At 59.7% G+C, this 21,500-nt stretch carries 22 protein-coding genes and 1 other RNA gene; 6 read left to right on the plus strand and 17 right to left on the minus strand.

Annotation, left to right across the window (positions count from 1 at the left end):
* Positions 1 to 4: 4 nt before the first annotated feature.
* The 9 genes from mraY to rsmI all read right to left on the minus strand — a co-directional run bounded on the left by mraY (position 5) and on the right by rsmI (position 9,072).
* Positions 5 to 1,087, minus strand: coding sequence for a phospho-N-acetylmuramoyl-pentapeptide-transferase (mraY, locus tag E3Z29_RS26245; RefSeq protein WP_025109289.1), 1,083 nt, complete (start codon positions 1,085 to 1,087; stop codon positions 5 to 7).
* Positions 1,087 to 2,454 (minus strand): UDP-N-acetylmuramoyl-tripeptide--D-alanyl-D-alanine ligase, encoded by a 1,368-nt coding sequence (murF, locus tag E3Z29_RS26250; RefSeq protein ID WP_134787303.1) that lies wholly within the window; start codon positions 2,452 to 2,454, stop codon positions 1,087 to 1,089. The genes mraY and murF overlap by 1 nt, the downstream gene beginning before the upstream one ends.
* Complete coding sequence (locus E3Z29_RS26255) at positions 2,447 to 3,910, minus strand: UDP-N-acetylmuramoyl-L-alanyl-D-glutamate--2,6-diaminopimelate ligase (RefSeq protein ID WP_134787304.1); 1,464 nt, start codon at positions 3,908 to 3,910, stop codon at positions 2,447 to 2,449. Before E3Z29_RS26255 ends, murF begins: the two co-directional genes overlap by 8 nt.
* Positions 3,910 to 5,649 carry a penicillin-binding protein 2 gene (locus E3Z29_RS26260; protein ID WP_171061849.1) on the minus strand — a complete coding sequence of 580 codons (1,740 nt, stop codon included), beginning with the start codon at positions 5,647 to 5,649 and terminating at the stop codon, positions 3,910 to 3,912. The genes E3Z29_RS26255 and E3Z29_RS26260 overlap by 1 nt, the downstream gene beginning before the upstream one ends.
* Positions 5,649 to 5,942 carry a cell division protein FtsL gene (ftsL, locus tag E3Z29_RS26265; RefSeq protein WP_007961627.1) on the minus strand — a complete coding sequence of 98 codons (294 nt, stop codon included), beginning with the start codon at positions 5,940 to 5,942 and terminating at the stop codon, positions 5,649 to 5,651. Before ftsL ends, E3Z29_RS26260 begins: the two co-directional genes overlap by 1 nt.
* Positions 5,939 to 6,886: a 16S rRNA (cytosine(1402)-N(4))-methyltransferase RsmH gene (rsmH, locus tag E3Z29_RS26270; RefSeq protein WP_167734174.1), complete on the minus strand. Its 948-nt coding sequence runs from the start codon at positions 6,884 to 6,886 to the stop codon at positions 5,939 to 5,941. Before rsmH ends, ftsL begins: the two co-directional genes overlap by 4 nt.
* A complete protein-coding gene (mraZ, locus tag E3Z29_RS26275; protein WP_003228026.1) occupies positions 6,883 to 7,338 on the minus strand; it encodes a division/cell wall cluster transcriptional repressor MraZ in 456 nt (151 codons plus the stop codon). Before mraZ ends, rsmH begins: the two co-directional genes overlap by 4 nt.
* Positions 7,339 to 7,739: 401 nt before the next feature.
* Positions 7,740 to 8,093: RNase P RNA component class A (gene rnpB, locus E3Z29_RS26280), an RNA gene on the minus strand.
* 73 nt (positions 8,094 to 8,166) lie between these two features.
* Complete coding sequence (gene rsmI / locus E3Z29_RS26285; RefSeq protein ID WP_123587826.1) at positions 8,167 to 9,072, minus strand: 16S rRNA (cytidine(1402)-2'-O)-methyltransferase; 906 nt, start codon at positions 9,070 to 9,072, stop codon at positions 8,167 to 8,169.
* Between the two features lie 177 nt (positions 9,073 to 9,249).
* On the opposite strand from rsmI, the gene E3Z29_RS26290 reads away from it, so the two are divergent.
* The 4 genes from E3Z29_RS26290 (at position 9,250) to E3Z29_RS26305 (ending at position 12,696) form a co-directional block, all read left to right on the plus strand.
* A complete protein-coding gene (locus tag E3Z29_RS26290; RefSeq protein WP_003228032.1) occupies positions 9,250 to 11,061 on the plus strand; it encodes a penicillin-binding protein activator in 1,812 nt (603 codons plus the stop codon).
* Positions 11,061 to 11,423, plus strand: coding sequence for a YraN family protein (locus E3Z29_RS26295; RefSeq protein WP_027612188.1), 363 nt, complete (start codon positions 11,061 to 11,063; stop codon positions 11,421 to 11,423). The genes E3Z29_RS26290 and E3Z29_RS26295 overlap by 1 nt, the downstream gene beginning before the upstream one ends.
* Positions 11,424 to 11,527: 104 nt before the next feature.
* Positions 11,528 to 12,121: a phosphoheptose isomerase gene (locus tag E3Z29_RS26300; RefSeq protein ID WP_007961622.1), complete on the plus strand. Its 594-nt coding sequence runs from the start codon at positions 11,528 to 11,530 to the stop codon at positions 12,119 to 12,121.
* Positions 12,118 to 12,696: a BON domain-containing protein gene (locus tag E3Z29_RS26305; RefSeq protein WP_007961621.1), complete on the plus strand. Its 579-nt coding sequence runs from the start codon at positions 12,118 to 12,120 to the stop codon at positions 12,694 to 12,696. The genes E3Z29_RS26300 and E3Z29_RS26305 overlap by 4 nt, the downstream gene beginning before the upstream one ends.
* Before the next feature lie 134 nt (positions 12,697 to 12,830).
* Here E3Z29_RS26305 and E3Z29_RS26310 read toward each other — a convergent pair whose 3' ends face one another.
* The 7 genes from E3Z29_RS26310 to rplM all read right to left on the minus strand — a co-directional run bounded on the left by E3Z29_RS26310 (position 12,831) and on the right by rplM (position 17,717).
* The gene (locus E3Z29_RS26310) at positions 12,831 to 13,244 is read right to left on the minus strand and encodes a ClpXP protease specificity-enhancing factor (RefSeq protein ID WP_027612189.1); all 414 of its coding nucleotides are present in this window, start codon (positions 13,242 to 13,244) and stop codon (positions 12,831 to 12,833) included.
* A 16-nt stretch (positions 13,245 to 13,260) separates the two neighbouring features.
* Positions 13,261 to 13,878 carry a glutathione S-transferase N-terminal domain-containing protein gene (locus E3Z29_RS26315; RefSeq protein WP_007961620.1) on the minus strand — a complete coding sequence of 206 codons (618 nt, stop codon included), beginning with the start codon at positions 13,876 to 13,878 and terminating at the stop codon, positions 13,261 to 13,263.
* 146 nt (positions 13,879 to 14,024) lie between these two features.
* Positions 14,025 to 14,807, minus strand: coding sequence for a cytochrome c1 (locus E3Z29_RS26320; RefSeq protein WP_007917027.1), 783 nt, complete (start codon positions 14,805 to 14,807; stop codon positions 14,025 to 14,027).
* Positions 14,807 to 16,018, minus strand: a complete 1,212-nt coding sequence (locus E3Z29_RS26325; protein ID WP_096797145.1) for a cytochrome bc complex cytochrome b subunit — start codon at positions 16,016 to 16,018, stop codon at positions 14,807 to 14,809. Before E3Z29_RS26325 ends, E3Z29_RS26320 begins: the two co-directional genes overlap by 1 nt.
* Entirely contained in the window at positions 16,018 to 16,611 is a 594-nt protein-coding gene (gene petA / locus E3Z29_RS26330) for a ubiquinol-cytochrome c reductase iron-sulfur subunit (RefSeq protein WP_003228055.1), read from the minus strand. The genes E3Z29_RS26325 and petA overlap by 1 nt, the downstream gene beginning before the upstream one ends.
* Before the next feature lie 270 nt (positions 16,612 to 16,881).
* A complete protein-coding gene (gene rpsI, locus E3Z29_RS26335) occupies positions 16,882 to 17,274 on the minus strand; it encodes a 30S ribosomal protein S9 (RefSeq protein WP_007961615.1) in 393 nt (130 codons plus the stop codon).
* Between the two features lie 14 nt (positions 17,275 to 17,288).
* Entirely contained in the window at positions 17,289 to 17,717 is a 429-nt protein-coding gene (gene rplM, locus E3Z29_RS26340; RefSeq protein ID WP_003228062.1) for a 50S ribosomal protein L13, read from the minus strand.
* Between the two features lie 244 nt (positions 17,718 to 17,961).
* Between rplM and E3Z29_RS26345 the strand changes: the two genes are divergently transcribed.
* Complete coding sequence (locus E3Z29_RS26345) at positions 17,962 to 19,002, plus strand: NADP(H)-dependent aldo-keto reductase (protein WP_134787305.1); 1,041 nt, start codon at positions 17,962 to 17,964, stop codon at positions 19,000 to 19,002.
* A 104-nt stretch (positions 19,003 to 19,106) separates the two neighbouring features.
* On the opposite strand, the gene E3Z29_RS26350 is transcribed toward E3Z29_RS26345, so the two are convergent.
* Positions 19,107 to 20,243 (minus strand): acyl-CoA dehydrogenase family protein, encoded by a 1,137-nt coding sequence (locus tag E3Z29_RS26350; protein ID WP_003228064.1) that lies wholly within the window; start codon positions 20,241 to 20,243, stop codon positions 19,107 to 19,109.
* A gap of 250 nt (positions 20,244 to 20,493) precedes the next feature.
* Between E3Z29_RS26350 and E3Z29_RS26355 the strand changes: the two genes are divergently transcribed.
* Positions 20,494 to 21,390, plus strand: a complete 897-nt coding sequence (locus E3Z29_RS26355; RefSeq protein WP_171061848.1) for a GlxA family transcriptional regulator — start codon at positions 20,494 to 20,496, stop codon at positions 21,388 to 21,390.
* The last annotated feature ends 110 nt before the right edge of the window (positions 21,391 to 21,500 follow it).

Here is a 21,500-nt window from a genome sequence, read left to right on the forward strand (position 1 = left end):
CGTTCTACCTCAGCTTCAGGGTGGCAAGGCCGATCAACACGAGAATCACGGTGATGATCCAGAAACGGACGATCACGCGTGGCTCGGGCCAGCCCTTGAGTTCAAAGTGGTGGTGAATCGGTGCCATGCGGAACACACGGCGCCCGGTCAGCTTGAAAGAGGCAACCTGGATAACCACCGACAGGGTTTCCATCACGAACACGCCGCCCATGATGAACAGGACGATTTCCTGACGGACGATCACTGCGATGGTGCCCAGTGCCGCGCCCAGTGCCAGAGCACCGACGTCGCCCATGAACACTTGCGCCGGGTAGGTGTTGAACCAGAGGAAGCCCAGACCGGCACCGATCAGCGCGCCGCAGAACACGATCAGTTCGCCCGCACCCGGCACGTAAGGGATCAGCAGGTATTCAGCGAATTTCACGTTACCCGACAGGTAGCAGAAGATCCCCAGACCGCCGCCGACCATCACGGTTGGCATGATCGCCAGACCGTCGAGGCCGTCGGTCAGGTTGACCGCGTTGCTCGAACCGACGATCACGAAGTAGGTCAGCACGATGAAACCGGCGCCCAGCGGAATGCTGTAGTCCTTGAGCATCGGCAGGATCAGCGTGGTCTCAACCGGCGTGGTCGCGGTCATATAAAGGAAGATCGCTGCGCCCAGGCCAAAGACCGACTGCCAGAAATATTTCCAGCGGCTTGGCAAGCCACGGGAGTTCTTCTCGATCACTTTGCGGTAGTCGTCGACCCAGCCGATGGCACCGAACAGCAGCGTCACCAGCAGCACGACCCAGACGTAGCGGTTGCTCAGGTCAGCCCACAGCAGGGTGCTGACACCGATGGAAGACAAAATCAGTGCGCCACCCATGGTTGGCGTACCCGACTTGGACAGGTGCGATTGCGGGCCGTCATTACGAACGGACTGGCCGATCTGACGGTTCTGCAGGGTGCGGATCATCCACGGGCCATAGCACAGCGACAAAACCAGCGCGGTCAGCACACCGAGGATCCCGCGCAGGGTCAGGTACTGGAAGACCGCGAAGCCTTTGTAGAACTGTTGCAGATACTCCGCTAGCAGCAGCAGCATTAATGTTTCTCCAGACTGGACCCGCACAGAGCCGCAACGATGTTTTCCATCGCTGCACTGCGCGAACCCTTGATCAAAATGGTGGTGTTTGTGTCCTGCTCGGCGTCGAGGGCCTGGATCAGTTCGGCTTGCGTGCCGAAGTGATGCGCCTCTTTGCCGAATGCGTTCACGGCGTGGACCATGTTCGGCCCGACCGCGTAAAGCGCGGAAACCTTGCCCCGGGCATATTCGCCCACGTCGCGGTGCCCCTGCTCCGCCCAGTCGCCCAACTCGCCGATATCTCCGAGCACCAGGACGGTGCGGCCGGAAAAGCCGGCGAGTATATCAACGGCCGCGCACATGGAGGTGGGGTTTGCGTTGTAAGTGTCATCGATCACGCGCATGCCGTTCTTCGCTAGTTGCGCGACGGTGCGACCCTTGACCGGTTGTACCGCGCCAAGCCCGGTGGCAATGCCGAACCGCGACACGCCCAGGGCGTGAGCGGCAGCGGCGGCAGCCATGGCGTTGGCCACGTTATGGGTGCCGAGCAGGTTCAGCTGAACGTGCTCCACACCTTCAGGTGTATGCAGGTTGAAGGCCGGGCAGCCCCGGGCATCGGTGCTCAGGTCGCTGGCGTAGAAGTCTGCCTGAGGATTGTTCAGGGAGAAGGTCAGCACTTTGCGTGCGCCGGCGCGGAGCTTCCAGATACCAAAGGCCTTGTCATCGAGATTGAGCACAGCGATGCCATCCGCTGCCAGCCCGTCGATGATCTCGCCTTTGGCTTCGACGATTTTTTCCGGCCCGCCGAACTCGCCAACGTGGGCGGTACCGGCGTTGTTGAGAATCGCCACGTGTGGCTTGGTCAGCCCGACGGTGTAGGCGATTTCGCCCAGACGCGAAGCGCCCAGTTCGATCACGGCGGCGGTGTGTTCCGGGGCCAGTTCGAGCAGGGTCAGCGGTGCGCCCAGATCATTGTTCAGATTGCCGCGCGTCGCCAGCACCGGACCGCGGGTACGCAGAATGCTCGCGAGCATTTCCTTGACCGTGGTCTTGCCGCTGGAGCCAGTGATGGCCGCGACTGGCTGGGTGAATGCGGCACGGTTCAGCGCACCCAACTGGCCGAGGGCCTGGCGGGTATCCTTGACCAGCAGTTGCGGCAAGGTACTGTCGGGTACTTCGCGCTCGACCAGTGCCGCGACCGCGCCCTTGCCGGCGACGTCGTTCAGATAGTCGTGACCATCGAAGCGCGGACCGGTCAGGGCAATAAACAGTTGGCCAGCGGTGATCGCACGGCTGTCGATGCTGACGCCATCGAAACTGGCATCGCTGCTGATCAGACGGGCGTCGAGCACGTTGGTCAGTTCGCTCAATGTCAGGGCCTTAAGCATGGGCCACCTCCCACGCGGTGAGGGCATGATCGGCCTCGACCAGATCGGAGAAAGCGTGCCGCTCGCCGTTGATTTCCTGATAGTCCTCGTGACCTTTACCGGCCAGCACGATCACGTCATCCGCTGAAGCACCTGCGATCAGTTGGGCAATCGCCTGACCACGGCCGGCGACGAAAGTAACTTTATCCACAGCGCTGAAACCGGCGCGGATGTCGTCGAAAATCTGTGCCGGATCTTCCGTACGCGGGTTGTCATCGGTGACCAGCACGCGATCAGCCAGACGCTCGACCACTTCGGCCATCAGCGGACGCTTGCCGCGATCACGATCACCGCCACAGCCGAACAGGCACAGCAACTGGCCTTTGACGTGTGGGCGCAATGCAGTCAGAACTTTTTCCAGGGCATCCGGGGTGTGGGCGTAATCGACCACCACCAGCGGCTGAGTGCCGCCACCCAGACGCTGCATGCGTCCGGCCGGGCCTTCGAGTTTCGGCAGCACCTTGAGAATTTCGTCGAGGGCGTAATCCAGACCGAGCAAGGCGCCGACTGCCGCCAGTACGTTGCTCAGGTTGAAACGACCGAGCAGCGTGCTGCGCAGGTGATGCTCGCCCTGCGGCGTGACCAGCGTGGCGCGCACGCCGTGGTCATCGAACTGCGCTTCACGGCAGAACAGGTAGGCGCTGCTGTCGAGCAGGCTGTAAGTGATCAGGCGCGAATCGCGTTTATCGGCGGCCAGTTGCCGGCCGAAATCGTCGTCGAGGTTGACCACGCGGCACTTCAGGTCATTCCAGGCGAACAGCTTGGCCTTGGCCTCGGCGTACGCCTCCATGGTGCCGTGATAATCCAGGTGATCGCGGGACAAGTTGGTCATCACCGCCACATCAAATGCCAATGCGGTAACGCGGCCCTGGTCCAGACCGTGTGACGACACTTCCATGGCCACGGCTTTGGCCCCGGCCTTTTTCAGGTCGCCCAAGGTTGCTTGCACGGCAATCGGATTCGGCGTGGTGTGCAGACCGCTTTCCAGCGCGCCATAAAAGCCGGAACCCAGCGTACCGACGATGCCGCAGTGCTGGCCGAGCAGATCCAGAGCCTGCGCAACCAGTTGGGTCACGCTGGTTTTGCCGTTGGTGCCAGTGACCCCGACCAGGTTCAGATGATGGCTTGGCTCACCATAAAAGCGCCCGGCGATATCGGACAGCTGCGCCGCCAGGCCTTTGACCGGGATCAGCGGCACTTCGGTGATCGGCAGCACGGTGGCGCCTTCCACTTCATAGGCAACTGCCGCCGCGCCACGCTGCAAGGCATCGGCGATGTGCGCACGGCCATCGAACTTGCCGCCCGGCACGGCGAGGAACAGGTCACCCGCGCGTACGTTGCGGCTGTCCAGCGCCAACTCACGGATCAGCAGATCGTGGCCGGCGTGGGGGAATATCTTGTTCAGACTCAGAGACATCAGCCGCGCCCTCCATTGGCTTTCAGCGGAACGACCGGGGTAGCGTTGGCCTGTTGGGTGGTCGGCAGGTTGTCCGGGGTCACGTTCATCAGACGCAGGGTGCCGGACATCACGCGGCTGAACACCGGTGCCGACACCAGACCACCGAAGTAACCTGCCTTGGACGGTTCATCGATCACCACCACGATGGCGTAACGCGGATCGCTCATCGGGCCGAAACCGGCGAACAACGAACGGTACGAGTTTTCGGCGTAGCCCTTGGTGCCCACCGACGTTTTACGTGCAGTACCCGACTTGCCGGCCACGTGATACGCCGGCACCTGCGCACGGAACACGCCGCGCGGTGCTTCAATCACTTGCTGCAGCATGCCTTGCATGGTTTTCGCGACCGCTTCCGGCAGTACCTGGGTGGTCTGCGGCGGCTTGTCGGTTTTGATCAGGGTCAGCGGTGCGAGACGACCGTTGTTGGCCAGCGCCGAGAACGCGTGCACCAACTGGATCGCGGTCACGGAAATACCGTAGCCGTAGGACAGCGTCGCGGTTTCAGCCTTGCGCCATTCGCGGTAGTTCGGCAGGTTGCCGACGCGCTCGCCCGGGAAGCCGAGGCCGGTGTCCTGGCCGAGGCCGACTTTCTGCGCGAGGCGGAAAATGGTTTCGCCACCAATATCGAACGCGACCTTACTCATGCCGACGTTACTGGAGTTGATCAGAATGCCGGTCAGGTCGAGTACCGGACCTTCGGTCTTCGACACGTCCTTGATGGTGTACTTGCCGATCTGCAGGGAGCCTGGGTACACCTCGACGGTGTCGCTCGGTTTCCAGCGGCCGGTTTCGATCGCGGCACTCATCGAGATCGCTTTCATGGTCGAACCCGGTTCGAACACGTCGATCATCGCGCGGTTACGCATCATCGCCGGCTGCAGGTTGCGACGGTTGTTCGGGTTGTAGGTGGGCTGGTTGACCATGGCGAGAATCTCGCCGGTCTTCACGTCCATGATCACCAGGCTACCGGCCTTGGCGCCGTTCTCGATGATCGCGTTGCGCAGCTCGCGGTTGGCCAGGTATTGCAGACGCAGGTCAATCGACAACGCCAAGGGCTTGCCGGCCTTGGCGTTCTTGGTGACCTGGACATCCTTGATCAGCCGACCGCGCCGATCCTTGATGACCTGCCGCTTGCCCGGGACACCGGCCAGCCACTCGTCGTAGGCCAGCTCGACGCCTTCACGCCCGTGATCGTCAATGTCGGTAAAGCCGACCATGTGCGCGGTAACTTCACCGGCCGGATAGAAGCGGCGGAATTCTTCGATGCCGTAAACGCCCGGCACTTTCAAGTCGAGCACAGCCTGGCCCTGCTCGGGGGTCAACCCGCGCACCAGATAAATGAATTCTTTGTTGGCCTGGGCTTCGAGACGTTCGGCCAGGGCTTTCGGATCCTGCCCCAGCGCAGCGGCCAGCGCCGGCCACTTCTCTTTGGCGGTCTGCATTTCCTTGGCGTTGGCCCACAGGGTCGTCACCGGGGTGCTCACGGCCAACGGCTCGCCGTTACGGTCGGTGATCAGACCACGGTGAGCAGGAATCGGAATATGACGCAGGCTGCGCGCATCGCCCTGACCTTTGAGGAAGTCACGGTCAACCACTTGCAGGTCGATGATGCGCCAGCAGATCGCCGCGACCATCACGCCCAGCAGTGCCACCATCAGGCGGAAGCGCCACGGGAAGAGTGCCCCTTCGAGTTTCATCATGGCGCCACCATCTTCACGTCAGCCGCGCCAGGGATGTGCATCTTCAGTTGTTCGGTGGCCAGCACTTCGATGCGGCTGTGCGCAGTCCAGGTGCTTTGCTCGAGAATCAGGCGCCCCCACTCGGCCTGCGCCTTGTCGCGCACGCTGAGTTCGTTATAAAGATTGTTGAGCAACTGGCGGTTCCAGTGCGCGCTGTAAGACACGCCGATGGCCGACACGAGCACGCCGATAAACAGCAGCAGCATGATAAAGCTGCCGCCCGGCAGGGGCTTGGCGAAAAGCTTGCTCACCGCAACTTCTCCGCGACACGCATGACAGCGCTACGGGAACGTGGGTTGGCTTTGAGTTCGGCGTCGGAGGCCGTCTGCGCTTTGCCGTGGATTTTGATTTTCGGTTCGAACGCCACGTGGCGCACGGGCAGGTTGCGCGGCAGGTTGTCGGCTTCGCCTTTCACCAGCTTGCGCATGAACAGTTTGACGATGCGGTCTTCCAGCGAGTGGAAGCTGATGACCACCAGACGGCCACCGATCTCCAGAGCATCCAGTGCGGCTTCGAGGCCGGCTTCCAGATCGCCCAGTTCGTTGTTGACGTGAATGCGCAAACCCTGGAATGCACGGGTCGCCGGGTTCTTGCCCTTCTCCCACGCCGGGTTGGCGACTTTCAAGACTTCGGCCAGATCAGCGGTGCGCTCGAACGGCTTGATGTCGCGGCGCTCGGCCACGGCACGGGCCATGCGCCCGGAGAAACGTTCTTCGCCGTATTCCTTGAACACCCGGGCGATTTCTTCCACCGGCGCGGTGTTGACGAACTCGGCGGCGCTGATGCCACGGGACGGATCCATGCGCATGTCCAGCGGGCCGTCGTTAAGGAAACTGAAGCCGCGTTCGGCGTTGTCGAGCTGCGGCGAAGACACGCCGAGATCGAGCAGGATACCGCTGACCTTGCCGCTCAGACCTCGCTCGGCAACCACCGAACCCAGCTCGGCAAAGCTGCGCTGCACAACGACAAAGCGGCCGTCTTCGGCCGCTAGCGTTTGCCCGGTGGCAATCGCTTGTGGATCTTTGTCGAACCCGATGAGCCGACCGTCCGTCCCGAGCTGGCTGAGGATCAGCCGACTGTGCCCGCCGCGCCCGAACGTACCGTCCAGATAGCAGCCATCAGGACGTACGGCGAGAGCCTCGACGGCTTCGTCAAGCAGTACGGTGATGTGGTTAAAGCCGCTATCAATAGTCACAGGATCAAATCACGCAGTTCGTCAGGCATGGCGCCCGGTTGTTGAATAGCAGCAAGGTCAGCGGCAGACACCGCGTTCCATGCATCCTCGTCCCACAATTGGAACTTGTTCAGTTGGCCCACCAGCATCGCTTTCTTATCAAGCTTGGCGTATTCGCGCAGACGCGGTGGAACCAGAAAACGACCACTGCCGTCGAGTTCGAGGTCGACGGCATTACCAATCAATAAACGCTGCAGGCGACGGTTCTCTTCGCGAAGCGAAGGGAGTGCGCGCAACTTGGTTTCAATGATTTCCCACTCGTCGAGCGGGTAGACACACAGGCACGGATCAACGGCATCAATGGTCACGATCAATTGGCCGGAACTACGCGAAACGAGCTCGTCACGGTACCGGCTCGGCATGGCGAGACGGCCCTTTGCATCGAGACTGATAGCGTTAGCTCCGCGAAACACGTCAGCGTTTCTCCAATTTTTATCGTTTTGAGCTCAAAAAACCCACTTCATGCCACTTTCCGCCACTTGCGCACACTATAGGAATGCGCCCACCACACCGTCAAGGCGCGGATCAAAGGAAAACCCTTACAGAACGGAGATTTAGGAGCTTAAAAGGAGGGGTAACGACAATTTGGCGGACACTTTTGACCAATAACTTGATGCAGCACTGAAAGCTGCGCACGGAAGTTAAAGTAATTTGTTAAGAGTAAGATTTTTTCGGTATTACAAAAGCGCTTCTGCTGTTGATTGAAGCAAGGTGGGAAATGGCTATTACTGCATTTGCCGCTGCCGGACTTTAGCGCAGGCCTGCCGATAATAACCAGCCCTGATGCCATTGATTCAAGCAGGGAAAGAAAAAGGTGGAGAGTCGATCTGTAAGCCGGGTTCTGTCTTGAACAGTCATTCGTCTACGATGGCCATCACTGGACATCTTTAGCAACCTACCCGGTCCCAGCGCGGGCCACGCCTTGGGACCCTATTTGGTCTTGCTCCAAGTGGGGTTTACCTAGCCACGAACTGTTGCCAGACGTGCGGTGCGCTCTTACCGCACCTTTTCACCCTTACCGGCGCCGAAGCGCTTAGGCGGTTATTTTCTGTGGCACTTTCCGTAGGCTCACGCCTCCCAGGCATTACCTGGCACTTCGCCCTATGGAGCCCGGACTTTCCTCCCCCCCCTAATTTTCATAGAGGGCAGCGACTGTCCGATCGACTCTCCGCCGCGCAGGTTAACGGCAGAGCGCCCGAAGAACAAGCGCTAATAGCCGTGAAACCCGTCTGCGCGACGGGTTACTCGCCCTTCTGCTGTTCCAGTGCGACCTGATACAGCACGTTTTTGCGCTCGCCGGTGATTTGCGCGGCCAGAGCGGCGGCACGCTTGAGCGGCATCTCTTCGAGCAACAGATTGAGCACGCGCATCGCTTCGCTGCTGACGGCGTCTTCGGACTCCGGTGCAGACCAGCCGGCGACCAGCACCACACACTCGCCGCGCTGCTGGTTGCTGTCGGACTCGACAAACGCACGCAACTCAGCCAGCGGCAACCCCTTAAGCGTCTCGAAAGTCTTGGTGATTTCCCGGGCCAGCAATGCCTGACGCTCTCCACCGAACACGGCTTCCATGTCCTGCAGGCATTCGAGAATACGATGCGGGGCCTCGTAGAAAATCAGCGTGCGCGGCTCTTCCTTGACCGCTTCCAGGCGCGCCTTGCGCCCTGCCGACTTGGCCGGCAGGAAGCCTTCGAAGATGAATCGGTCGGAGGGCAGGCCCGCCGCCGACAGCGCCGCGATCAAAGCACAGGCGCCCGGCACCGGCACCACATTGATCCCCGCCGCCCGCGCCTGACGCACCAGGTGGTAACCCGGATCGGAAATCAGCGGCGTCCCCGCATCGGAAATCAACGCGACGTTATCGCCCGCCAGCAAACGGGTAATAAAGCGGCTACCTTCATCACGTTCGTTGTGTTCGTGGCAGGCGGCCAACGGCGTGGCAATGCCGAAGTGCTGCATCAACCGCGCCGAGTGCCGTGTGTCTTCGGCGGCGATCAACGCCACTTCGCGAAGGATTTTCAGAGCCCGGGCGCTGATGTCGTCCAGGTTGCCGATGGGCGTCGCCACCACATAAAGCGAGCCAGCAGCGGAATTCAAAGGACCTGGAGCAGTCAAAGCGCACACCTCGTGTTCGGTAAAAGCCGGCATTGTAGCGCGTCACGAGGCTTGCGAACCGTATGAGCCAAGCGCGGTTTTGCACGCAGTTGTGCGCCGCTGCAACATTTACTCCAGCTAAATTGATTGATTCACGCCAGTAACATCGCGCCCCGGCCAGTGCTTGGGTACAATTCCACGCTAATTTGATCGAGTATCAGGAACACTTACATGATCGCTTGCCTGCGGCTGTTCACTGCCCTCTGCCTCGCTGCCTTGCTGGCGGCCTGCGCCAGCTCCCCTTCCTCCAGCCTTGGCGAACTTCCACGGACTCCGGATGCCAGCATCGAGCAACTGCTCGAACAGGCTACTCAGGCCAAGACGCCGGAAAAAGCCGCGCTGTTGCGCTTGAGCGCGGCAGACCTGGCATATCGCCAGGGCAACGCCGGCCAGTCCGCGCAGATCCTGCAACAAGTGCCGATGGAGCAGTTGAAGCCAGGCCAGCAGATCTTCGCCAGCACCCTGTCCGCTGAGCTGGCGATGACTCGCAATCAGCCGAAAGCCGCGCTGACGGCCCTGAGCCATCCGAGCCTGCAGCATCTGAGCGAAATGCCGGAAGACCAGCAAGTGCGCACCGGCACCGTGCATGCCCGCGCACTGGAAGCCGATGGCCAGACCCTGGCTGCGGCTCGCGAGCGCATCTTCATCGCGCCAATGCTCAAAGGCGAAGCCGCGAGCAAGAACCACGAAGCGATCTGGACCCTGATCGCCTCGCTGCCAACCGATCAACTGCAACCCAATACCTCCGACGATCTCGGTGGCTGGATGGGCCTGGCCCTGGCAGTGAAAACTGCCGGCACCCTGGAACAGCAGCAAGCCGCAATCGATACCTGGCGCGCACAGAATCCAAAACACCCCGCTGCGATCAACCTGCCGCTGCCCCTGACCAAACTCAAGGAACTGGCCAGCCAGCCCCTGAGCAAGATCGCCCTGCTGCTGCCGCAAGACGGCCCACTGGCCTCGGTCGGCAAGGCCCTGCGTGAAGGTTTCATGGCGGCGCACTATCAAGCGCAACAGGCCGGCCAGAAGCCGCCCGCCATCGAGTTCTACGACAGCTCCAAGCTGACCTCGATGGACGAGTTCTACCGCAAGGCTCAGGCTGACGGCGTGCAACTGGTGGTCGGCCCGCTGGAAAAACCGCTGGTCAAACAACTGAGCACCCGTCCGCAACTGCCGATCACCACCCTCGCATTGAACTACAGCGAAGGTGATCAAGGTCCGGCGCAACTGTTCCAGTTCGGCCTGGCGGCTGAAGACGAAGCCCGCGAAGTTTCGCGTCGTGCCCGCGCCGACGGCCTGCACCGCGCGGCGATCATGGTGCCGAAAGGCGAATGGGGCGACCGCGTACTGCGTGCGTTCAGCCAGGACTGGCAGGCCAATGGCGGCAGCATCGTCGCCACCGAACGTGTCGATCAGCCGGTGCAACTGGCCCAGCAGATCGCCGACATGTTCCAGCTGCGTCAGAGCGAAGCCCGCGCCAAGAGCCTGCAGAACGCCGCTGGCACCAACGTAGCCGCGCAGCCGTCGCGTCGTCAGGACATCGAGTTCATCTTCCTCGCAGCCACCCCGCAACAGGCGCAGCAGATCAAGCCGACCCTGAACTTCCAGTACGCCGGTGACGTTCCGGTGTACGCAACGTCCCACGTCTACAGCGCCAGCGGCGATGTGAACCAGTACAACGACATGAACGGTGTGCGCTTCTGCGAAACCCCGTGGTTGCTGGAAGCCAATGACCCGCTGCGCCAGCAAGTCACCGCGCAATGGCCACAAGCGGCCGGCAGCCTCGGCCGCCTGTACGCCATGGGCGTCGATGCCTACCGTCTGGCACCGCGCCTGGGTCAGTTGAAGGCGCTGCCGGACAGCCGCATCGAAGGTCAGTCGGGCAGCCTGGGCATGACCCAGACCCAACGCGTCGTACGTCAGTTGCCATGGGCGCAGTTCGTCAACGGTCAGGTTCAGCGCCTGCCGGACACCCCGCGCTGATGCCCGACGGCTCGCACCTGCAGAGCGGCAAGGATGCCGAGCGCCAGGCGCTCGAGCATCTGCAACACCACGGTCTGCGCCTGCTGGCGCAGAACTGGTCATGCAAACGGGGCGAGCTTGATCTGGTCATGCTTGATGGCGATACAGTAGTATTCGTCGAAGTCCGCTACAGAAAAAACACTCAATGGGGTGGCGCGCTCGCTAGCATCGATGAGCGCAAACGGCAGAAACTGATTTTCGCCGCACAGTATTTTCTTCAGCGTGAGTCACGCTGGGCCGACTCCCCTTGCCGCTTCGACGTGGTGGCCATCGACAGGCACCCGGATCAATTGAACTGGTTGCAGAATGCGTTCGATGGTTGATTCTCTGCACACCACCCCGGACACTTTCACCGACAATTTTTGCTCTTTGCTTTGCGGGCTGCACATTCACGTGCCGAACAGCCGCGCTACTTAAGGTCACACAGATGGACATGCAATCCCGAATTCGCCAGCTTTTCCAGGCCAGTATCGACACCAAGCAACAGGCGATGGACGTACTTGCACCGCACATCGAGCAAGCCAGCCAGATCATGGTCAACGCCCTGCTCAACGAAGGCAAAATGCTTTCGTGCGGCAACGGCGGCTCTGCCGGCGACGCCCAGCACTTCTCCTCGGAGCTGCTCAACCGCTTCGAGCGCGAACGTCCAAGTCTGCCGGCCATCGCCCTGACCACCGACAGCTCGACGATCACCTCGATCGCCAACGACTACAGCTACAACGAAGTGTTCTCCAAGCAGATCCGCGCACTGGGTCAACCAGGCGACGTATTGCTGGCGATTTCGACCAGCGGTAACTCGGCCAACATTATTCAGGCGATCCAGGCCGCACATGATCGCGAAATGATTGTCGTAGCATTGACTGGCCGCGATGGCGGCGGCATGGCTTCGCTGCTGCTGCCTGAAGATGTCGAGATTCGCGTACCGGCCCATGTCACTGCACGTATTCAGGAAGTCCATCTGCTGGCGATCCATTGCCTCTGCGATCTGATCGACAGCCAACTGTTCGGGAGTGAAGAATGACCCCTAATCGCCTTGGCCTTTTGGCCTTGACCCTGTGCCTCGGCATCAGCGGCTGCACCTCGGTGGTGAATGCCAGCCGTGAAGCGCCGATTGAAGACGACCGCGGCACCCGAACCTTCGGCAGCAAAATCGACGACTCGCTGATCGAGACCAAAGTCGGCGTCAACGTGGCCAAGGCCGACCCCGGCCTGGACAAGGACTCGCATATCGTCGTCACCAGCTTCAACGGCGTGGTGCTGCTCGCCGGCCAGACGCCGCGCGAAGACCTCAAGGCCAAGGCTGAACAGGCCGCCGCCAACGTCCAGCGCGTGAAGAAGGTGCACAACGAGCTGCAAGTGATTGCGCCGTCGAGCTTCCTCGCCCGCCAGAACGACGCCTGGCTGACCACCAAGATCAAGACCCAGATGCTGACCGATGCCAGCATTCCCGGCTCGCGCATCAAGGTCGTGACCGAGAACGGCATCGTCTACCTGCTGGGCCTGCTGACCAAGCAGGAAGCCCAACAAGCGACCAACCTGGTGCAGAGCGTTTCCGGTGTGCAGAAAATCGTGAAGCTGTTCGAATACATCGACTGAGGTGCACTTCTGTAGGAGCTGTCGAGTGAAACGAGGCTGCGATCTTTTGATCGTCAAAAACAAGATCAAAAGATCGCAGCCTTCGGCAGCTCCTACGTAATAAAAAAGGCGACCCTTTCGGGTCGCCTTTTTTATTACTTCACCACTTTCAGGCTTGGCCGGCCGCTTGGGCGCGGCGGCTCGCTGCCCGGTGGCGGCAAGTCGTCATCGGGTTCGATATCGTCTTCGTCATCCATCGGCGACTCGAGATCGAACACCATGCCCTGCCCGTTCTCCCGGGCGTAGATGCCCAGAATCGCGCTGATCGGCACATACAGACTGTGCGGAACGCCACCAAAGCGACCCTCAAAGGTCACCACGTCGTTGTCCATGTGCAAGTGACGCACGGCGCTGGGCGAAATGTTCAGGACAATTTGCCCGTCACTGGCGAAGCCCTGCGGCACCTGCACTGCCGGGTATTCGGAATTGACCAGCATGTGCGGGGTGCAATCGTTATCCACAATCCACTCGTAGAGCGCGCGGACCAGATAAGGTCGACTGGAGTTCATAGCGGCTCCTTAAGCCTTAGCGCATATCGCGTTCGACGCCAGACAGACTCGCCTGGAAAGCCTCACGCGCAAACTGGCGCTCCATATAATCAAGCAGCGGCTTGGCCGGCCGCGGCAGTTCAATACCCAGAATCGGCAAACGCCAGAGTATTGGCAATAGGCAGCAATCCACCAGACTTTGTTCCTCACTGAGGAAAAACGGCTTGTCGGCAAACAGCGGCGACACGCCCGTCAGGCTTTCACGCAATTCCTTACGCGCCACGACACGCGCGGCCTCCTTGGACTTGGGATCAAGAATCAGATCCACCAGACCACACCAGTCGCGCTGAATACGGTGAATCAGCAGACGACTGTTGGCACGCGCCACCGGATAAACCGGCATCAGTGGCGGATGCGGGTAACGCTCATCCAGATATTCCATCACCACGGTCGACTCCCACAACGCCAGGTCGCGATCGACCAGTGTCGGGAGACTGCCGTAAGGGTTCACCTCAATCAGTTTAGGCGGCTGGCGACCAGCTTCCACGTAAATGATTTCGGCGCTGACACCCTTCTCTGCAAGCACGATGCGCACTCGGTGGGAATAGTGGTCGGCGGGGTCGGAGTAACAGGCCAACCGATTGGTCACGCCCATGGCGATCCTCCTCGCTTGTTGAAATTATCGGAACCGGAAAAACGCGCGCGCCCAGAGGGCGCCTCCCGCAATGTCTGGCGAACCAGACCTTGCGTTATCGGAGGAACCCTTGGGCGCGCGCGATTAACAGCAATGCTTGAAGCGTATCAGTGCACGTCTTTCCAGTATTCACGCTTGAGCAGGTAGGCGAACACAAAGAAGAACGCCAGGTACAGCAAGACGTAAGTACCGATGCGCTGATGTTGCAGCTTAACCGGGTTAGCCGAGTAAGCCAGGAAGGTTACCAGATTCTTGACCTTCTCATCGAACTGCTCTTCGTTCAGAGCACCGGATTTCGGCACGATGGTCAACTGATCGCACGCTTCATGGGTCAGCGGCGTACCGGTCAGCGGATCGTATTGCTTCTTGCCGTCCTCGACGATCTGCACTTGCTTACAGCCAACCACCTGGCGACCTTGCAGGCCGACCAGCACGTTAGGCATGCCGACGTTCGGGAAGACCTTGTTGTTCACGCCCCAAGGACGTGCCGGATCTTCGTAGAACGAGCGCAGGTAACCGTAGAGCCAGTCAGTACCACGCACGCGAGCCACCAAAGTCAGGTCCGGCGGAGCAGCACCGAACCAGGTCTTGGCGTCCGCCGGCTGCATGCCGATGTTCATGTGATCGCCGATCTTGGCGCCAGTGAACACCAGCTTCTCGAGCATCATTTCGTGGGGAATGCCGAGGTCATCGGCCACCCGCTCGTAACGCTGAAACTTGGCACTGTGGCAGCCCATGCAATAGTTGGCGAAGGTCCGCGCACCATCTTGCAGGGCAGCCTTGTCGGACACGTCGATATCGACTTTTTCCAGCTCCGGACCACCGTGTTCAGCGGCGAAAGACAGCACAGGCAGAGCAGCAAAAATCAGAGCAAAAAATAACTTTTTCATCAGCCAGTCACCCTTTCCGGAACCGGTTTGGTCTTCTCGAGCCTGGTGTAGAACGGCATCAGAATGAAGTAGGCGAAGTACAGGAAGGTGCAGATCTGCGACACCAGCGTGCGCTCCGGCGTCGGGGCCAGTACGCCCAGAATGCCGAGGATCACGAAGGAAATGCAGAACACCACCAGCCAGATTTTGCTCATCCAGCCCTTGTAACGCATCGATTTGACCGGGCTGCGATCCAGCCACGGCAGCACGAACAGCATGGCAATCGAGGCGCCCATGGCGATCACGCCCATGAGTTTGTCCGGGATCGCACGCAAGATCGCGTAGAACGGTGTGAAGTACCAGACCGGTGCAATGTGCTCAGGCGTCTTGAACGGGTTGGCTTGCTCGAAGTTTGGTTTTTCGAGGAAGTAGCCGCCCATTTCCGGGAAGAAGAACACGATAAAGCAGAAGATGAACAGGAACACCACTACGCCGACGATGTCTTTCACGGTGTAGTACGGGTGGAAAGCAATGCCATCCAGCGGGACACCGTTTTCGTCTTTGTGCTTCTTGATGTCGACGCCATCAGGGTTGTTCGAGCCGACTTCGTGCAGCGCCAGAATGTGCAGCACCACCAGACCAAGAATCACGATCGGCAGCGCCACCACGTGCAGGGCGAAGAAGCGGTTCAGGGTGATTCCGGAGATCAGGTAGTCACCCCGAATCCACTGGGTCAGGTCGTTACCGATCACCGGAATCGCACCGAATAGCGAGATGATCACCTGGGCACCCCAGTAGGACATCTGACCCCAAGGCAGCAGATAACCCATGAAGGCCTCGGCCATCAGCGCCAGGTAGATCAGCATGCCGAATACCCAGACCAGTTCACGTGGTTTCTGGTACGAACCGTAGAGCAGGCCACGGAACATGTGCAGATAGACCACGATGAAGAACGCCGAAGCGCCAGTGGAGTGCAGCAGACGCAGGATCGAGCCGTACTCGACATCGCGCATGATGTATTCGACGGAAGCGAACGCCTCTTCTGCCGACGGCGTGTAGCTCATCGTCAGCCAGACACCGGTGACGATCTGATTGACCAGCACCAGCAGCGCCAGCGAGCCGAAGAAATAGAAGAAGTTGAAGTTTTTTGGCGCGTAATACTTGCTGAGATGGTCTTCCCACATTTTGGTCGCAGGGAAGCGCGCATCCACCCAATCCATGAACTTGCTCATCACGCTTTCTCCGTATCGACGCCAATGACAATCAGGTCATCGGTCTCATAGGAATGCGGGGGAACTGGCAGGTTCAAAGGCGCGGGTTGCGACTTGTAGACGCGGCCAGCCAGATCGTAGTGGGAGCCGTGGCAAGGGCAGAAATAGCCACCGACCCAGTCTTTACCCAGATCTGCAGGCGCCACTTCGGGACGGAAGGTTGGTGAGCAACCCAAGTGAGTGCAGATCCCGATCAGCAGGAGAATTTCCGGCTTGATCGAACGCACTTCAGGGTCGACATAGGTGGGTTGCGTGGAGTTCTTGGAAGTCGGATCGGAGAGCTGGCCCTCGATCTTCTTGAGATTCCCCAGGATTTCCGCAGTACGGCGGACAATGAACACCGGCTGGCCGCGCCACTCGGCAATCATCTGCTGTCCTGGCTCGATCTTGCTGACATTCACTTTCACCGGTGCACCGGCGGCTTTCGCCTTGGCACTGGGAAACCATGACCCCACGAACGGGACCGCAGCCCCCACCGCTCCTGCAGCACCCACCACGGATGTGGCTGCTACCAAGAAGCGACGCCGGCCTGCATTCACGCCGTCATTGCTCATTCAGTCCTCTCCCATCAGCTTTGTGGCCTGTTAAATCAGGCATCTACTAAATAAATCAATGTTACTTATAAAAATTTTGCCGAGATGGTAATGAAAAGCCCCAATTCTGACAAGGGAATTACCCGGAGCTCATACCCTCAAGCCTTGCAGTATAGGGGGTCTACGAATGTGGCAAGTTGTCACAGCGCAATTCTTTTGATAAATCGCAGGCATAAAAAAACGCCCGGTTCCGTGAGGAATCGGGCGTTCTTTTTTGAACGTGGAAACGAATTAACGCTTCGAGTACTGCGGACGCTTACGCGCTTTACGCAGACCAACTTTCTTACGTTCAACTTCACGGGCGTCGCGAGTAACGAAGCCAGCTTTGCGCAGAGCGCTACGCAGGGTTTCGTCGTAGTCCATCAGAGCGCGAGTGATGCCGTGGCGGATTGCGCCAGCCTGACCACTTACACCACCACCGATGACAGTGACGTAGATGTCGAACTTCTCGACAGTCTCGGTCAGTTCCAGCGGCTGACGAACTACCATGCGGGCAGTTTCGCGGCCGAAGAACGAGTCCAGGGAGCGGTTGTTGATGGAGATGTTACCAGTACCCGGACGCAGGAAAACGCGTGCGGTTGCGGTCTTGCGACGGCCAGTGCCGTAATTTTGAGTCGCCGACATAATGAACTATTCCGTTAAATCTTCAGTTCTTGGGGCTGCTGAGCAGTATGAGGGTGTGCAGCGCCCGCATAGACTTTCAGCTTACGGTACATGTCACGACCCAGCGGGTTCTTAGGCAGCATGCCTTTAACCGCGGTCTCGATCACGCGCTCAGGGGCTTTGGCGATCAGCTTTTCAAAGTTGATCGACTTGATGCCGCCCGGGAAACCGGAGTGGGAGTAGTACATTTTGTCAGTGGTTTTAGCGCCGGTTACACGGATCTGCTCGGCGTTGATTACGACGATGTAGTCGCCGGTGTCAACGTGAGGAGTGTACTCAGGCTTGTGCTTGCCACGCAGACGGCTCGCGATTTCGGTGGCCAGACGACCCAGGGTCTGACCAGCAGCGTCGACGACAAACCAGTCGCGCTTTACTGTTTCCGGTTTAGCAGTAAAAGTTTTCATTCTTTATAGCCTCAGGGGCCGCCTGTAAATAAGACGGCGGATCTTACTGAATAGTGCGTACTTTGACAAGTCAAAGGCAGCCGGATACAGACGCTTTCGGGGGCTCGGGTCGGCGCGTCCGTTCAACGGCAAGATTCTTCGGCGGCGGCGCATCACTTCCACTGCAGAAAGAGGTCGGCAATTATGCAGATTGCGAAAAAATTTTCAACCTGCTTTTATGATTGTTTTGCCCAAGGAGCACCCGATGGACTATCGCCAGCTAGGCCGTACCGACCTGAACGTGAGTGCAATCTGCCTCGGCACCATGACCTGGGGCGAGCAAAACACTGAAGCTGAAGCCTTCGCCCAGATCGAACGGGCCAAGGAAGCCGGGATCAATTTCATCGACACCGCCGAGATGTACCCGGTGCCGCCGAAAGCCGAAACCTACGCCACCACCGAGCGCTACATCGGCAATTATTTCAAAAGCCGTGGTGATCGGGCCGACTGGATCCTCGCCAGCAAGATCGCCGGCCCCGGCAACACCATCGACTACATCCGCGACAAGAACCTGCGCCATAACCGCCAGCACATCACCGCCGCGGTGGATGCCAGCCTCGAGCGCCTGCAGACCGATTACATCGACCTTTATCAATTGCACTGGCCGGAGCGCAGCACCAACTTTTTCGGACAGCTGGGCTACAAGCACAAGATCGAAGCCAACCTGACACCGCTCGAAGACACCCTCGAAGCGCTCGACGAACAAGTGAAGGCCGGCAAGATCCGCCACATCGGGCTGTCCAACGAGACCCCGTGGGGCACCATGCGTTTCCTTGCCCTGGCCGAAGCCCGTGGCTGGCCGCGCGCGGTGTCGATCCAGAACCCGTACAACCTGCTCAACCGCAGCTTCGAAATCGGCCTGGCGGAAATCGCCATTCGCGAACAGTGCGGCCTGCTCGCGTACTCGCCGCTGGCGTTCGGCTTCCTGTCCGGCAAGTACGAAGGTGGCGCTCGCCCGCCGAAAGGCCGCCTGAGCCTCTACAGCCGCTTCAGCCGCTACTTCAACCCGCAGTCGGAAGCTGCTTGCAGCCGTTACGTGGCACTGGCCCGGGAACATGGTCTGGACCCGGCGCAAATGGCCTTGGCGTTCGTCACCCAGCAACCGTTCGTCACCAGCAACATCATTGGCGCGACGACGCTGGAGCAACTGGACAGCAACATTGCCAGTTTTGATCTGAAACTTTCCGATAAAGTGCTGGCGGGGATCGAGGCGATTCACAAGGATCACCCGAATCCGGCACCTTGATCGACCGCTAAAAGCTTCGCGAGCAAGCCCGCTCCCACAAAGATCACTCCGTACCTGTGGGAGCGGGCTTGCTCGCGAAAGGGCCTGTCAATTCACTGCAAAGCTCACAACGAGCGCGCAATGATCTCCTTCATGATTTCATTGGTGCCGGCATAGATGCGCTGCACGCGCGCATCCGCCCACGCCCGGGCCACCGGGTATTCCCACATGAAGCCGTAGCCGCCATGCAACTGCACGCACTCGTCGAGCACCTTGCATTGCAGGTCGGTGCCCCAGTATTTGGCCATCGCCGCTGTTGGAACATCGAGCTTGCCTTGCAGGTGCAGTTCCAGGCACTTGTCGACAAAGACCCGGCCGATCTGAATCTCGGTAGCCATTTCCGCCAGTTTGAAGCGGGTGTTCTGGAAGTCGGCAATCGCCTTGCCGAACGCCTTGCGATCACGGGTGTAATCCAGCGTCCATTTCAGCGCAGCTTCGGCTGAGGCCAGACCACCGATCGCTACCGTCAGTCGCTCCTGTGGCAATTCCTGCATCAAATAAGCGAACCCTGCCCCGGCCTGACCCAACAGGTTTTCCTTGGGAACACGCACGTCCTGGAAGAACAATTCCGACGTGTCCTGAGCCTTCATTCCGACCTTCTCCAGGCGTTTGCCCTTCTCGAAGCCCGGCGTATTCGCCTCTACCACAAACAGGCTAGTGCCCTTGGCACCGGCCTTCGGATCAGTCTTGGCGACGACGATCACCAAATCAGCGAGGAAGCCGTTGGTGATGAAAGTCTTGGAGCCGTTGATCACGTACTCGTCGCCATCCAGCACCGCCGTGGTCTTGACCCCTTGCAGGTCGGAGCCGGCGCCCGGTTCGGTCATGGCAATCGCACTGACCATCTCGCCAGAGACCAGTTTCGGCAGGTATTTGTGCTTAAGCGCTTCGCTGCCGTAATGCAGGATGTACGGTGCGACGATGTCCGAATGCAGCGAAAAGCCGATACCGGTCAGACCCAAGCGACCGACCTCTTCGATCACCACCGCGCTGTACAGAAAGTCCGCGCCCAGGCCGCCGTATTCTTCCGGCAGGTGTGAGCAGAGCATCCCCGCCTCCCCGGCCTTGTTCCACAGCTTGCGGTCGATGTGGCCTTGTTTCTCCCATTGCGCATGGAACGGGACAGCCTCTTTTTCGAGGAAGGTTCGTACGCTGTCGCGGAACAATTCGTGCTCGGAGCTGAACAAGGTTCTGGGGATCATGCGGCACCTTTCATTCTTGTTGGAGGGATATGACCTTCAGAGACTAAGCCTCACCTCCGACACAGGACACTGGACACATCCGACAAAAAATAAGACGATCCAGCCGTCTGGTGACCACTTTCCCTTATAAAAACAAAACAAAAGTTGAATTATGTCCAAGCAAGTCTCCACGCCCTTGCGGCGCGTCAGCATCCTGGCAATCGACCGGGTTTTCGCATCCACTCTCATGCAGGCCAAGGATTTCTTCCATCTGGCCAGCCTGCGTTACGGCAAACAACTGGGCCACGGCCTGACACCGGCGTTCGAAACCCGCCTGGTCAGCCCCGACGGCAAACCGGTGAACAGTTTCAGTGACGTGATGATGCCGGTGGACGGCGGCCTGGAAAACGCCGACGTCATCATCCTCCCGGCGTTCTGGGACGACTTTGAAACCCTGTGCGGCCGTTATCCACAAATCCTGCCGTGGCTGCGCGAGCAGCATGCCCGCGGCGCCGTGCTCTGCGGCGAAGCCACCGGGGTATTCTGGCTGGCCGAGGCCGGACTGCTCAATGGCAAGGAAGCGACCACCTACTGGCGTTTCTTCAATGCCTTCGCCGAGCGCTTCCCCAAGGTGTACCTCAATCAGGACAAGCACCTGACCGACGCTGACAACCTGTATTGCGCCGGCGGCACCACTTCGGCCTGCGATCTCTATATCTACCTGATCGAACGCTTCTGCGGCGCCAACGTGGCGCAAGCCGTGGCCCGCGACATTCTGTATGAAGTGCAGCGCAGTTATTCGCCGGGTCGCATCGGTTTCGGCGGGCAGAAGCTGCACCAGGACGTGATCATCCTGCAGATCCAGCACTGGCTTGAAGAGCATTTCGCCGACAAGTTCCGCTTCGAAGACGTGGCCCGCGAGCACGGCATGAGCATCCGCAACTTCATGCGCCGCTTCCAGACCGCGACTGGTGACAAGCCGCTGCACTACCTGCAACGGTTGCGTATAGAGACCGCCAAGGGCTTGCTGTCCGGCAGCCGCAAGAGCATCAAGACCATCAGTTATGAGGTCGGCTACGACGATGCGAGCTTCTTTGCGCGGCTGTTCCGCCAGCACACCGAGCTGTCGCCGAACCAGTATCGGCAGCAGTTTCAGCAGGCTGCGTAGCTTTTGAACGACACAAGGCCTCCTGTGGGAGCGAGCTTGCTCGCGAAAGCATACTTTCAGTCGGCATCTATTTAGCTGACACACCGCATTCGCGAGCAAGCCCGCTCCCA

The organism is Pseudomonas sp. S150, assembly GCF_004526365.1.
GTDB lineage: Bacteria > Pseudomonadota > Gammaproteobacteria > Pseudomonadales > Pseudomonadaceae > Aquipseudomonas > Aquipseudomonas putida_A.

What these genes read in the sequence shown, in the direction of transcription:
- murF (WP_134787303.1), bottom strand. Translation starts at nt 2,454, where the DNA reads ATGCTTAAGGCCCTGACATTGAGCGAACTGACCAACGTGCTCGACGCC.
- E3Z29_RS26310 (WP_027612189.1), bottom strand. Translation starts at nt 13,244, where the DNA reads ATGAACTCCAGTCGACCTTATCTGGTCCGCGCGCTCTACGAGTGGATT.
- E3Z29_RS26260 (WP_171061849.1), bottom strand. Translation starts at nt 5,649, where the DNA reads ATGAAACTCGAAGGGGCACTCTTCCCGTGGCGCTTCCGCCTGATGGTG.
- E3Z29_RS26290 (WP_003228032.1), top strand. Translation starts at nt 9,250, where the DNA reads ATGATCGCTTGCCTGCGGCTGTTCACTGCCCTCTGCCTCGCTGCCTTG.
- rsmI (WP_123587826.1), bottom strand. Translation starts at nt 9,072, where the DNA reads ATGCCGGCTTTTACCGAACACGAGGTGTGCGCTTTGACTGCTCCAGGT.
- mraY (WP_025109289.1), bottom strand. Translation starts at nt 1,087, where the DNA reads ATGCTGCTGCTGCTAGCGGAGTATCTGCAACAGTTCTACAAAGGCTTC.
- E3Z29_RS26300 (WP_007961622.1), top strand. Translation starts at nt 11,528, where the DNA reads ATGGACATGCAATCCCGAATTCGCCAGCTTTTCCAGGCCAGTATCGAC.
- E3Z29_RS26305 (WP_007961621.1), top strand. Translation starts at nt 12,118, where the DNA reads ATGACCCCTAATCGCCTTGGCCTTTTGGCCTTGACCCTGTGCCTCGGC.
- E3Z29_RS26325 (WP_096797145.1), bottom strand. Translation starts at nt 16,018, where the DNA reads ATGAGCAAGTTCATGGATTGGGTGGATGCGCGCTTCCCTGCGACCAAA.
- E3Z29_RS26315 (WP_007961620.1), bottom strand. Translation starts at nt 13,878, where the DNA reads ATGGGCGTGACCAATCGGTTGGCCTGTTACTCCGACCCCGCCGACCAC.
- petA (WP_003228055.1), bottom strand. Translation starts at nt 16,611, where the DNA reads ATGAGCAATGACGGCGTGAATGCAGGCCGGCGTCGCTTCTTGGTAGCA.
- E3Z29_RS26345 (WP_134787305.1), top strand. Translation starts at nt 17,962, where the DNA reads ATGGACTATCGCCAGCTAGGCCGTACCGACCTGAACGTGAGTGCAATC.
- E3Z29_RS26255 (WP_134787304.1), bottom strand. Translation starts at nt 3,910, where the DNA reads ATGTCTCTGAGTCTGAACAAGATATTCCCCCACGCCGGCCACGATCTG.
- E3Z29_RS26350 (WP_003228064.1), bottom strand. Translation starts at nt 20,243, where the DNA reads ATGATCCCCAGAACCTTGTTCAGCTCCGAGCACGAATTGTTCCGCGAC.
- rpsI (WP_007961615.1), bottom strand. Translation starts at nt 17,274, where the DNA reads ATGTCGGCGACTCAAAATTACGGCACTGGCCGTCGCAAGACCGCAACC.
- E3Z29_RS26295 (WP_027612188.1), top strand. Translation starts at nt 11,061, where the DNA reads ATGCCCGACGGCTCGCACCTGCAGAGCGGCAAGGATGCCGAGCGCCAG.
- E3Z29_RS26320 (WP_007917027.1), bottom strand. Translation starts at nt 14,807, where the DNA reads ATGAAAAAGTTATTTTTTGCTCTGATTTTTGCTGCTCTGCCTGTGCTG.
- rplM (WP_003228062.1), bottom strand. Translation starts at nt 17,717, where the DNA reads ATGAAAACTTTTACTGCTAAACCGGAAACAGTAAAGCGCGACTGGTTT.